The 11955-nt window shown below is 57.5% G+C and carries 8 protein-coding genes; 6 read left to right on the top strand and 2 right to left on the bottom strand.

The window, feature by feature from the left end; all coding sequences use genetic code 11:
* The first annotated feature begins 236 nt into the window (after nucleotides 1-236).
* The 5 genes from htpG to A8B84_RS18380 all read left to right on the top strand — a co-directional run bounded on the left by htpG (nucleotide 237) and on the right by A8B84_RS18380 (nucleotide 7101).
* Nucleotides 237-2129 (top strand): molecular chaperone HtpG, encoded by a 1893-nt coding sequence (htpG, locus tag A8B84_RS18400; protein ID WP_064226825.1) that lies wholly within the window; start codon nucleotides 237-239, stop codon nucleotides 2127-2129.
* A gap of 6 nt (nucleotides 2130-2135) precedes the next feature.
* Nucleotides 2136-2354, top strand: a complete 219-nt coding sequence (locus A8B84_RS18395; protein ID WP_064226826.1) for a DUF2835 domain-containing protein — start codon at nucleotides 2136-2138, stop codon at nucleotides 2352-2354.
* A gap of 366 nt (nucleotides 2355-2720) precedes the next feature.
* Nucleotides 2721-4892 carry a catalase/peroxidase HPI gene (gene katG, locus A8B84_RS18390; protein ID WP_064226827.1) on the top strand — a complete coding sequence of 724 codons (2172 nt, stop codon included), beginning with the start codon at nucleotides 2721-2723 and terminating at the stop codon, nucleotides 4890-4892.
* Nucleotides 4893-5029: 137 nt separating this feature from the next.
* Nucleotides 5030-6001, top strand: a complete 972-nt coding sequence (locus A8B84_RS18385) for a tRNA dihydrouridine synthase (RefSeq protein WP_064226828.1) — start codon at nucleotides 5030-5032, stop codon at nucleotides 5999-6001.
* A gap of 107 nt (nucleotides 6002-6108) precedes the next feature.
* A complete protein-coding gene (locus A8B84_RS18380; RefSeq protein ID WP_064226829.1) occupies nucleotides 6109-7101 on the top strand; it encodes an MBL fold metallo-hydrolase in 993 nt (330 codons plus the stop codon).
* A gap of 30 nt (nucleotides 7102-7131) precedes the next feature.
* Here A8B84_RS18380 and A8B84_RS18375 read toward each other — a convergent pair whose 3' ends face one another.
* The gene (locus A8B84_RS18375) at nucleotides 7132-8145 is read right to left on the bottom strand and encodes a class I fructose-bisphosphate aldolase (RefSeq protein ID WP_064226830.1); all 1014 of its coding nucleotides are present in this window, start codon (nucleotides 8143-8145) and stop codon (nucleotides 7132-7134) included.
* A 161-nt stretch (nucleotides 8146-8306) separates the two neighbouring features.
* Here A8B84_RS18375 and A8B84_RS18370 point away from each other — a divergent pair, with 161 nt between their 5' ends.
* Nucleotides 8307-10400 (top strand): hypothetical protein, encoded by a 2094-nt coding sequence (locus A8B84_RS18370; protein ID WP_064226831.1) that lies wholly within the window; start codon nucleotides 8307-8309, stop codon nucleotides 10398-10400.
* Here A8B84_RS18370 and A8B84_RS18365 read toward each other — a convergent pair.
* Complete coding sequence (locus tag A8B84_RS18365; RefSeq protein ID WP_064226832.1) at nucleotides 10370-11929, bottom strand: glutamate synthase-related protein; 1560 nt, start codon at nucleotides 11927-11929, stop codon at nucleotides 10370-10372. The two genes, A8B84_RS18370 and A8B84_RS18365, sit on opposite strands and share 31 nt — an antisense overlap.
* Nucleotides 11930-11955 lie beyond the last annotated feature (26 nt).

The following is an 11955-nucleotide window of genomic DNA, read 5'->3' as shown; positions in this document are numbered from 1 at the left end:
GCTGGGGCTTGAAATGCCCCGGTGCGCCCCCACTTTTTGCTCAGACTGAGATTTTTGTGCAGGAGCGAGCACGGAGGCCGTTCCGAAACACGCTGTGAATACGTCCATGTACGCTCGGCTCCGCCATCCATGGCTCCGCACGGTTTCGGAACGGCCTCCGCGCTCACTCTCCAAACTATGAGGTAACTCGGGCGCCCCTCTTTGCCCGTTTATTTGTATCAGGAGACATAAACGCCATGACGGTTGAAGCCAATAAAGAGACGCTTGGATTCCAGACTGAAGTGAAGCAACTGCTTCACCTGATGATTCACTCGTTGTATTCCAACAAGGAAATCTTCCTTCGTGAGCTGATTTCGAACGCCTCAGATGCCGAAGACAAACTGCGCTTCGCGGCGCTGAAGGACGACAGCCTTTATGAAAGCGATCCTGAGCTGAAGATTCGCCTGGATTTTGATGAAGAGGCAAATACCGTCACCCTCACCGATAACGGTATCGGCATGACCCGTGACGACGTCATCCAGAACCTCGGCACCATTGCCCGCTCTGGTACAGCGGAGTTCCTGAAGCAGTTGTCCGGTGACGAGAAGAAGGACAGCAAGCTGATCGGTCAGTTCGGTGTTGGTTTCTACTCGTCGTTTATCGTGGCCGACAAGGTGGATGTTTTCACTCGTCGTGCGGGTGCGCCGGCAGAAGAGGGCGTGCATTGGGAGTCCAAGGGCGACGGTGAGTTTTCCATTGAGCAAGTCAATCTGGATAACCGCGGTACCCAGATCGTGCTGCACCTGAAACCAGACGCCAAGGAATTCGCCAACGGCTGGAAGCTGCGCAGTCTGGTGAAAAAGTACTCGGATCATATTTCCTTCCCGGTGGTGATGAAGGCCGAATCCGAAGAGGGTGAGAAGAAGGACGAGTACGAAACCGTCAACGACGCGACGGCGCTCTGGACCCTCCCGCGTACCGAGATCAAGGACGAGGAGTACAAGGAGTTCTACAAACACATTGCCCACGATTTTGAAGATCCGCTGACCTGGTCCCACAACAAGGTGGAAGGCAAGCTGGACTACACCAGCCTGCTGTACATCCCCGCCCGGGCACCGTTTGATCTTTACAACCGGGAAGCGCCCCGTGGCCTGAAGCTGTATGTGCAGCGTGTGTTCATCATGGATGACGCCGAGCAGTTCCTGCCGCTGTACCTGCGCTTCGCCAAGGGTGTGATCGATTCCAACGATCTGTCCCTGAACGTGTCCCGTGAGATCCTGCAGAACGACAGCACCGTGGAAAGCATCCGTACCGCACTGACCAAGCGGGTTCTGGATATGCTGTCCAAGCTGGCCAAGAAGGATCCGGAGCAGTACCAGAAGTTCTGGGGCGAGTTTGGCACTGTATTGAAGGAAGGCCCGGCGGAAGATTTCAGCAACCGCGAGAAGATTGCAGGTCTGCTGCGTTTTGCCTCCACCGATACCGGCGAGAGTAGGCAGAATGTATCGCTGGATGACTACATCGGCCGCATGAAAGAAGGCCAGAAGAAGCTCTACTACATTACCGCGGACAATTTCACGGCGGCCAAGAGCAGCCCGCACCTGGAAGTGTTCCGCAAGAAGGGCATTGAGGTGCTGATCCTCACAGATCGCATCGACGAGTGGATGATGGGCTACCTCAGTGAGTACGACGGCAAGCAATTCCAGGACGTCGCCCGCGGTGATCTGGATCTCGGTGAAGTTGAGACCGAAGAGGACAAGAAGCACAAGGAAGAGGCGGCTGAAGAGCACAAGGACCTGCTGGAGCGCATCAAGAATGCCCTCAGCGACCGGGTTCAGGAAGTGCGGGTGACCAACCGCCTGACCGATTCACCGGCCTGCCTGGTTGTAGGTGATTTCGACATGGGTGCGCAGATGAAGAAGATCATGGAAGCTGCCGGCCAGAAAGTGCCAGACAGCAAGCCGATCTTTGAGATCAACGTTGATCATCCGCTGGTTCAGCGCCTGGAAAGCGAGAAGGGCGAAGAGCGGTTCAACGAGCTCTCGGCGGTCATTCTGGACCAGGCCACCCTGGCCAGCGGCGAGCAGCTCCCGGACCCGGGCGCCTACGTTACCCGCCTGAACCGTCTGCTGCTTGAACTGGCGAACTGATAGCCGATGCAGCAGATTATTGTGGATATCAGCATCAGCCCTGATGAGTGGATCAAACTCTATCAGGGCGTTGCCACCGATGTTCACACCACGGCCCGGGACGGACGCTCCGTCCGGTTCCCGGCCCGTATCCTTTCCCGTTTTTACCTCCGCGACGGTATTTGCGGCAGTTTCCGCATTGTTTTTGACGATGCCGGCAAGTTCTCGTCGATCGAACGGCTTTAAGTAGCCGACGCGCCTCCCATAAAGAAAAACTTTCACAAATTTATTTTTAATTAATTGTATTGGGCGTTCGACCTCGCGCTATGGTGGAGGCGTTCTCGTTAGGCAGGAGCAGATCCATGTCCAATGCATTTTCACTTAGCCGTTCTATCGCCTGGCCGGATGTTCTCGGAATCCTGTCGGATTATTCAAGTGATTACGCTTGTGCCCATTAACGGAATGAAGCCCGCAAAGTATGCGGGAAACGCTATAGGCACACGCTATCCCGGAGATAAGAAATACTCAGAGCAGAGTATTTGTTGTGTCCTATAGTTAGAAGTGCCTGAATCGAAGCAGTGTCGTTTTGCCAACCCCAATGAGGAGAGAGAAATGACCGACAATAACAGTGCGGGTGGAAAGTGCCCCGTAATGCACGGCTCGAACACACAGGAGAAGGCCGATGTGGCCGCCTGGTGGCCTGAAAATCTGAACCTCGATATTCTTCATCAGCATGATCGGAAAACCAATCCTCTGGGTGAGGATTTCGATTACCGCGAAGAGGTCAAAAAGCTCGACCACGAAGCGCTTGAAAAAGACATGCATGAGCTGATGACCAACAGCCAGGAATGGTGGCCTGCTGACTGGGGGCATTACGGCGGCCTGATGATTCGTCTGGCTTGGCATGCGGCTGGTACCTATCGACTGGCCGACGGTCGCGGCGGTGCAGGTACTGGTAATCAGCGTTTTGCTCCTCTGAACTCCTGGCCCGACAACGGCAACCTCGATAAGGCCCGCCGTCTGCTGTGGCCGCTCAAGAAAAAGTATGGCAACAAGGTAAGCTGGGCCGATCTGTTTATCCTGGCCGGTAATGTTGCCTATGAGTCCTTCGGCCTGAAGACCTTCGGTTTCTCCTATGGACGGGAGGATATCTGGCACCCGGAAAAAGACATTTACTGGGGTGCGGAAAAAGAGTGGCTGGCGCCGTCTGACAGCCGCTATGAAGACGTCGACAAGCCCGACACCATGGAAAACCCACTCGCTGCGGTGCAGATGGGTCTGATTTATGTGAATCCTGAGGGCGTGAACGGTCAGCCTGATCCACAGAAGACTGCCGAGCAGGTGCGTGTCACCTTCGCTCGTATGGCCATGAATGACGAAGAAACTGCAGCCCTGACCGCCGGTGGCCATACTGTCGGTAAGGCCCACGGTAATGGCGATGCCGATGCACTTGGGCCGGAGCCGGAAGGAGCAGACGTTGAAACTCAGGGCTTTGGCTGGATGAACCCGAACCTGGACGGTAAGGCGACAAATGCCGTGACTTCCGGAATCGAAGGCGCCTGGACAACTAACCCGACCAAGTTCGATATGGGCTATTTTGATCTGCTGTTCGGCTACGAGTGGCAGCTGACCAAGAGCCCGGCTGGTGCAAATCAGTGGGAGCCGATCGACATCAAAGAAGAGCACATGCCGGTTGATCCGACCGACCCGTCCGTCCGTCGCAAGCCGATGATGACGGATGCGGATATGGCGATGAAAGTCGATCCGAAGTACCGCGCAATCTGCGAGAAGTTCATGGCAGATCCGGAATACTTCAGGGACTGCTTCGCCCGGGCCTGGTTCAAGCTGACGCACCGCGATATGGGGCCGAAGTCCCGTTACATTGGTCCGGGTGTGCCGGATGAAGACCTGATCTGGCAGGATCCGGTTCCCCAGGGCGAGACCAATTACATCGAAGAGGTGGTGAAGGAAAAAATCGCCGGAGCCGGTCTGAGCCTTAACGAACTGATCTGTACCGCGTGGGACAGTGCCCGCACATTCCGCGGGTCGGACATGCGTGGTGGTGCCAACGGTGCCCGTATTCGCCTGGCACCCCAGAAGGATTGGGAAGGTAATGAGCCTGATCGTCTGGACAAGGTGCTCAAGGTCTACGAGCAGATCTCGGCCGACACCGGCGCCAGCGTTGCAGACGTGATCGTACTCGGCGGTAACCTCGGTATCGAGATGGCGGCGAAGGCAGCCGGCCATGAAGTTCATGTTCCCTTCCTGAAGGGCCGTGGCGACGCCACCGACGAGATGACGGATGCTGACTCCTTCGATCCCATGGAGCCGCTGGCTGATGGCTTCCGTAACTGGCAGAAGAAGGATTACGTGGTCAAGCCGGAAGAAATGCTTCTGGATCGTGCCCAGCTTATGGGCCTGACCGCGCCTGAAATGACAGTCCTGCTCGGTGGCATGCGGGTACTTGGAACCAACTATGGCGGTACCAAGCACGGCGTATTCACGGATCGCGTTGGCCAACTGACCAACGACTTCTTCGTGAATCTGACCGACATGTCGAACCGTTGGGAGCCTACTGGCAAGAACTCGTACAACATCGTGGATCGCAATAGTGGCAATACCAAGTTCACCGCGACCCGTGTTGACCTCGTGTTCGGTTCCAACTCCATCCTGCGAGCCTACGCAGAGGTGTACGCCCAGGACGACAACGAAGAGAAGTTTGTGAAAGACTTCGTTGCAGCCTGGACCAAGGTCATGAACGCCGATCGATTCGACGTTAAATAAGACCTGTAAGCAGATGGTTGGGCGCCCCGGTAACGGGGTGCCCGTCTATCAACTTCCCGCCAAATTCCTTACAATCCGCTCCGTCTGATTTTTGATCAGTCTCACCCTGAACAGACCCTGTAAAGACTGGAGCACTCATGCGGATTATTCTTGCCCCGATGGAAGGGCTGGTTGACGCACCTATCCGTGAAACCCTCACCGAGGTAGGCGGTATTGACCGGTGCGTAACCGAATTCGTTCGAGTGACCCACGGCATGCTGCCGCCCAGAGTGTTCTACAAGTACGCCCCTGAGCTACATAACCAGTCTCTCACCCGGGTGGGTACGCCCGTTGCAGTCCAGTTACTGGGATCTGACCCGATCCAGATGGCGCGACATGGTGTGCGTGCTGCAGAACTGGGCGCCACCCAGGTCGATATCAATTTTGGCTGCCCGGCGAAAACGGTGAACAAGCACAAAGGTGGTTGCGTCCTGATGCGCGAACCGGAGCTCATGCATGAAATTGTGGCCGCCGTACGCCAGGCGGTGGCAGGCCACGTGCCCGTCACGGCCAAGATGCGACTGGGCTATGACGACCGGTCCATGGGTGTGGCCTGTGCCCAGGCCCTGGAGGCCGCAGGGGCTGAAGAAATTGTCATCCATGCCCGCAGCAAGGTGGATGGTTACAAACCGCCTGCCTACTGGGAGGAAATCGCCCGGGCACGGGAAGCGGTAAAGACCCATATCATTGCCAATGGCGAAATCTGGACAGTGGCGGACTACTGGCGATGCCGGGAGGTCTCCGGCTGCGACGATGTCATGATTGGCCGTGGGCTCATAGCCAGGCCAGACCTGGCTCGTCAGATCAAAGCCAGCCAGCAGGGCGAAACATTACCGGATATGACCTGGCCGGAAGCGGTGGCCCTGGTTCGTGAGTACGCCACGGTTCTGCAGGGCTGGCTGGAAGACCGCTATGTGACAGGCCGCATCAAACAGTGGCTCAACTTCCTTCGCCAGGGCTTTGCCGAAGCTCAAATCCTCTGGCCCGAGGCCCGCAAGATCCGCCAGGTGGCACCCATGATGGCCTGTCTTGAACAGCAGGTTTCAGTTCCAGGTTCCCGCGCTGCCTGATACCGATATCCCCCTTGTCAGTTTTCCCCGGCTACACTGGTATTAACGGTTGTGTCGTTCGTATCAATGTCAGCACCAACAATAAAACGAGTGGGAGGACGAACACCATGCTATCAACACGTTTACGCCACACCCTGGCGTTTGCCGGCGCCGGTGCCTGCATGCTACTTGGCGCGGCCATGCCGGCTGCCGCTGATGATCACGCGGTGAAGGTCACACCGCTGGGCAGTCACGATGGTGAGTTCTGCAGTCGGGACCGGGCGCTGGTGTTTGAAGATCCAAATGGCACCCGAATTCTCTACGACGCTGGCAGAACCGTCGCCGGGCCGGACGATCCCCGTCTGGGCAAGATTGATGTTGTTCTGGTTTCCCACATGCATGGCGACCACGTGGGTGACCAACGTATCAGCAAGACAAACGAAGGCACCTGCGGGTCTCCGGACACTGGTGTTTCAACGCTGCCACAGTCGAACACCGTGGACATTGCGGTGAAGCATGGCGCGAAAATAGTGACTGGCAGTGAAATGCCCGCATTCTTTGCCGCCAAGCTCAAAGACGCGGGCGGTGACCCTGCAAACTCCATGCTGGTGCGTTTCGGTGGCGAACGTGAGGTCGGCGGGGTGGCAATCACCACGGTGCCGGCGGTTCACAGCAATGGCGTTTCGCCTTCCTTCCTGACCGGGCCATTGGCGGAATACCTGGCGGCTGCCGGTGTCGGCGCGAGTGTCGGGCCACCAACCGGCTATGTGCTGAAGTTTTCCAACGGGCTGGTTGTTTACCTGTCTGGTGATACCGGCATCACAGCAGAGCAGAAACTGGTGGTGAAGGATCACTATGGCGCCGGGTTGGCGGTGATGAACATTGGCGATACGTTCACCACCGGGCCAAAACAGGCTGCCTACGTCATCAATGACCTGGTGCAACCGAAGGCGGTCATTGCCTCCCATGCGAACGAACCGGCGACCTCCGGTGGCGAGGTGCAGGAGGGCACACGCACGGCCCTGTTCCGGGATTCAGTGACCGTGCCGGTCCATGTGCCCCTCAGTGGCCGTACCATGGCATTCAATGGCATGGCGAGCTGCGTCTCTGGCTGTAACTGAGGAAACACGCCCACGCAGGGCAGTTGCCGATCAGTCTTCCATTTCCGGTCGGTAATTGCCCGAGCGCGCTGCACCGTTCAGGCGGGCGCGCTTCAGCATCGCTGCCTGCGCCTCTGGACCATTATCCAGACTACCGGCCCAGGCTTTCTGGGCCGGTTCCTGAAGGGCCCGACCATAGGAGAAGCTGAGCTCCCAGGGCTGAGGCCCCATGCTGTTCATGGCATTCAGGTTGATGGTCGCTTCTTCCGGGGTCTGGCCGCCCGAGAGGAAGAAGATGCCGGGTACCGCCGCCGGCACCGCCCTGCGAAAGACATCAAGGGTTGCTGTGGCCACTTCCTCCGGTGATGCCTTGGGATTTTCCTTGCCCGGTGTCACCATGCTGGGCTTCAGGATCATGTGTTCCAGTTGCACTTTATGCCGATAAAGGGCGTGGAAAACTTCGCGAATCACCGCTTCACTGACTTCCGCGCAGCGCTCAATGGTGTGATTGCCATCAATCAGTACTTCGGGCTCGACGATGGGCACGATGCCCAGGGATTGGCAGATGGCAGCATAGCGGGCAAGAACCTCGGCATTCGCCTCGATGGCCTGCCGTGAGGGCAGGGTGTCGGAGATGTGGTACACATCGCGCCATTTGGCAAACCGAGCACCCTGGTTCTTGTAGATTTCCAGGCGATCTTCCAGACCATCCAGGCCAAAGGTGATTTCATCACCGGGGGCATTAACCAGGGCGCCCTTGCCCTTGTCTACCTTGATTCCCGGCACGATGCCCTTGCTGGCCAGAAGCTTCGGCATGGCCACATTATCCAGACTGTTCTGGCCCAGCGTTTCTTCGAAAAGAATTACCCCACTGATGAATTCTCCGAGCCCGGAAGCAGAGAAAATGAGGCTCCGGTATTCCCGGCGTTTGTCTTCGCTGGATTCCACGCCAACGGCTTTGAAGCGTTTGGCAATGGTGGGGTGACTTTCATCCGCCGCGAGAATTCCCTTGCCGGGCTGAACCAAATCCCGGACGGTGGTGTTCAGTTCTTCCTGAATGGTCATAGTGAGCTCCTGGTTGATCCTTGAAGGTCTGATTGGTCGTTCGGCCCGCCACCTTATTGTAGACGTTGAATAGCGGTCTGGAATTTGATCTGGGCTAAGGCATAAACCGGTCCTGTGATTTACGCTGTAAAGATAACAACAGGGAAAAGGGAAGCCTGAATATGAAAACCGTTGTCAGTGTCAGCCAGGGATCTTCAGAATACGATTACGATCTGGAAACCTCCTTCCTCGGCCAGCCTTTCAGGATTATCCGTATTGGCACAGACGGCGATCTCTCCCGTGCCGAGGCGGTTCTGGAGTCGGTGCACACGCAGGCAGACGCCATTGGTCTGAGCATGGTCCACGATCACTATGAGGTGGGCCGGGAGCAGCTTGAACACCCCGATACCGCTCGTCTGGAGGCCTGTGTACCGGACAAACCCGTTACCACCGGTGCGGGCCTGCGGGCGATCCTGCAGGAATGGGCCGTACGCCATACCCAATCCGAACTGGGGCATTTCTTTGACAACGCCCGTGTGCTGTTCATGAATGGCCAGGCCGGCTATCGAATCGCGAGGGCGCTATCGGAGCATACCGAAAATCTCTTCTTTGCCGATCCTTACACGGATTTCGGAGTGCCCAGGCTGCTGACCTCCCTGAAACAACTGGAAACCTATACCTCGCTGACCGCACCCATCATGTTCAGGCCGGCGGCTGTGAAAGCTGTGGAGACCATTCTCCGAACACCGCTGTATCGATTGGGTGAGAATTTGGTGAAAGGGTCTCTCCATCATGCTGTATCGGAGGCCCATGTCATCGTGGCTTCCATAGGCGATCTGGAGAACTTCACTGAGAAAGAGCTGGATGGAAAAACCGTGATTACCTCAAGGGTCACGGATGCTGCGCTGGACTGGATGCGTTCCCGCAAGGTTGCCATGGTGGTGGACTACAGCCCCTGGCTGGAGGGGCGCCCCGTTGGCGTGAATGTGATGGAGGCGATGATCAGTGCGGCGCTTTCCAGGACACCGGACCAGTTGGGACCCGACGACTATCTGGATGTTATTCAGAGCCTGGAGATTGAGCCGCGGATCCTTTACCCGAACGGTTATCGCCGGGTTAACCGGTTTGCGTTTGTCATTCATCCCCTGTCGCAGCAATACCTTACCAAAACACCGCCTCTGGACTGGGTTGCCAACGTGTCGCCTCCTGTGGTGATGAACCTGGTTGAAAAGGCCATAGCGTACTCACCGCCGTTCATCTACTCGAAGGTGTCTGGCATTCGTTCACCGAATGGTGATGAAGTGGAGGGTTGGCTCATTACCGTTGGGGGTACCCCTCGCGAAATCATGGCCCACGGGCCGGAATTTACCTACGCCAGGCTTCTACAGGCGGCAAAACTGGCGAAGAAACTCGGTGCCCAGATCATGGGCCTGGGTGCGTTCACCAAGGTTGTGGGAGACGCTGGAATTACGGTGGCCAAACGGGCACCGCTGCCGATCACAACCGGCAACAGCTATAGCGCCTCCGGCGCACTCTGGGCGGCCCATGACGCCATGAAGAAAATAGGGCGGGTGAGTATTGGTCCCAGTGGCAAAGCGGCCGGCAAGGCCATGGTGGTTGGCGCCACGGGTGCTATCGGTTCCGTCTGCGCCAGATTGCTGGCCAAGGCAGTGGACGAGGTTTACCTGGCCGCACCGGAGCCGGCGAAACTGCTGGCGCTCAAGGAAAGCATCGAACAGGAAACGCCCGGGGCCATCGTGCACGTTGCCGGTTCTGCCGAACGGGATCTGGCGGACATGGATATGATCGTGACCGCTACCTCCGGCGCCGGCAAACGTATTCTCGACATCATGAAAGTGAAGCCCGGCTGTGTGATCACCGACGTAGCCCGTCCGCTGGATATTCCGGCCGAAGATGTGGCGAAACGTCCGGATGTGCTGGTGATCGAGTCCGGCGAGATACAGCTACCGGGCGAAGTGCACATGAAAGACATCGGCCTGCCCAAAGGTATTGCCTATGCCTGCCTGGCAGAAACCATTGTGCTGGCCCTGGAAGCGCGTTTCGAGAACTTCACCCTGGGTCGGAACATCGAGTGGGAGAAGGTGCGGGAAATCTACAAATTGGGCCTGAAACACGGCATGAAACTGGCCGCCATCTCCGGGGTGAACGGTGTGTTCACCGAGGAAGACTTCGAACGGGTTCGAGTCCTGGCGGCCAGTGCAGAAGAATCTCAGGCGGAGGAATCTCAGGCAGAGGGATCGAGCACACCGGCGTAGCGCACGCCGCTGAGCAGGGCCATCTCCCGATGCCAGGTGGACAGGTCATCTATATTCAGTTTGCTCAGGCTGTCGTGCCCGCAGGCCCGCGCCATCACCTGCATCAGAGAGACGGAGGCCTCGAGGAAGTTCTGCAGCTGTCTGGCTGACTGATCCACATTCAACCGCTGGCGCAAATCCTTGTTCTGGGTCGCGATGCCTGCCGGGCAGTTGTTGGTGTTGCAGATACGGGCCGCAACGCAGCCAATGGACTGCATGGCACTGTTGGCAACGGCAATACCGTCAGCGCCCAGGGCCATGGCCTTCACGAAATCAATGGGCACACGCAGTCCGCCAGTCACGATCAATGTGACTCGTCCGCTGGCGCCGCGATCATCCAGATAGCGCCGGGCGCGAGCCAGGGCAGGAATGGTGGGCACACTGATGTGATCCCGGAAGATTTCCGGGGCAGCACCGGTGCCGCCGCCACGGCCGTCCAGAATGATGTAGTCGGCGCCGGCATCCAGTGCGAATTGTACGTCCCGCTCGATGTGATTGGCGCTGAGCTTGAAGCCCACGGGAATACCACCGGTAATTTCCCGAACATGGCTGGCGAAGCGCTGGAAATCCTCAACCGAGCGCAGATCCTCGAACGTGGGCGGGGAAATGGCCGCTTCACCCTCCGGAATGTTGCGAACCTCGGAGATCTTGCCCGTGTTTTTGTTGCCGGGCAGATGGCCGCCGGTGCCGGTCTTGGCGCCTTGGCCACCCTTGAAGTGGAAAGCCTGGACTTTCTTCAGCAGCTCTTCTTTGTAGCCAAACTTGGCGCTGGCCAGTTCATAGAAGTAACGGGAGTTTTCCTGCTGCTCTTCCGGCAACATGCCGCCCTCGCCAGAGCAGATGCCGGTGCCAGCAAGCTCGGCGCCCCGGGCCAGGGCAATCTTCGCCTCCTCGGACAGGGCTCCGAAACTCATGTCTGATACGAACAGGGGCATACTCAGGGTCAGAGGCTTTTTGGCCTCAGGCCCGATCACCAGCTCTGTTGATACCTCGGCATCATCGGCCAGCGGTTTACTGGCCATCTGCGCTACCATCAGCTGAAGATCGTCCCAATGGGGCAGGGTGTGGCGGGGTACGCCCATCGCAGTCGTGGGGCCGTGGTGGCCCATGTTGCTCAGCCCTTCACGCGCCAACTGGTGAATAAATTCAACGGTGGGTTCTTCTTTGGTGGATTTGGCTTTCGGTGCCGCATCGGACTTGTCGTCGCCATCATCGTTGGAATCCGGCGCCTCCGTGCCAACCTGGTCATCGCTGAACTGCTGGTGGGTGCCATCGCAATAAGGAGCACTGCCGGTCTGTTTGCATTGGCACAGAACCGCCTCCTCGTCTTTCTCCGCTTTGAAGACTTTGGGCTTGAACCCCGTGTCTCCGTGGGAACCGTCGCAGAAGGGCTGGTTTTTGGAACGGCCACAAACACAGAAGGCGTATTTCTTGCCTTCTTTCAGGCTGACTTTCTTGGGCTTGTTATCAGCGATCACCGGATTGCTCATTGCAAGGCTCCTTGTTTGGCGTATGC

The sequence above is a fragment of the Marinobacter sp. EhC06 genome, from assembly GCF_001650915.1.
GTDB lineage: Bacteria > Pseudomonadota > Gammaproteobacteria > Pseudomonadales > Oleiphilaceae > Marinobacter.
Note: the sequence above shows the minus strand (reverse complement) of the source record. Positions and strands in the feature narration are given on the sequence as shown.

Coding starts and splice junctions, on each gene's coding strand:
- htpG (WP_064226825.1), top strand. CDS start 237: ATGACGGTTGAAGCCAATAAAGAGACGCTTGGATTCCAGACTGAAGTG.
- A8B84_RS18395 (WP_064226826.1), top strand. CDS start 2,136: ATGCAGCAGATTATTGTGGATATCAGCATCAGCCCTGATGAGTGGATC.
- katG (WP_064226827.1), top strand. CDS start 2,721: ATGACCGACAATAACAGTGCGGGTGGAAAGTGCCCCGTAATGCACGGC.
- A8B84_RS18385 (WP_064226828.1), top strand. CDS start 5,030: ATGCGGATTATTCTTGCCCCGATGGAAGGGCTGGTTGACGCACCTATC.
- A8B84_RS18380 (WP_064226829.1), top strand. CDS start 6,109: ATGCTATCAACACGTTTACGCCACACCCTGGCGTTTGCCGGCGCCGGT.
- A8B84_RS18375 (WP_064226830.1), bottom strand. CDS start 8,145: ATGACCATTCAGGAAGAACTGAACACCACCGTCCGGGATTTGGTTCAG.
- A8B84_RS18370 (WP_064226831.1), top strand. CDS start 8,307: ATGAAAACCGTTGTCAGTGTCAGCCAGGGATCTTCAGAATACGATTAC.
- A8B84_RS18365 (WP_064226832.1), bottom strand. CDS start 11,929: ATGAGCAATCCGGTGATCGCTGATAACAAGCCCAAGAAAGTCAGCCTG.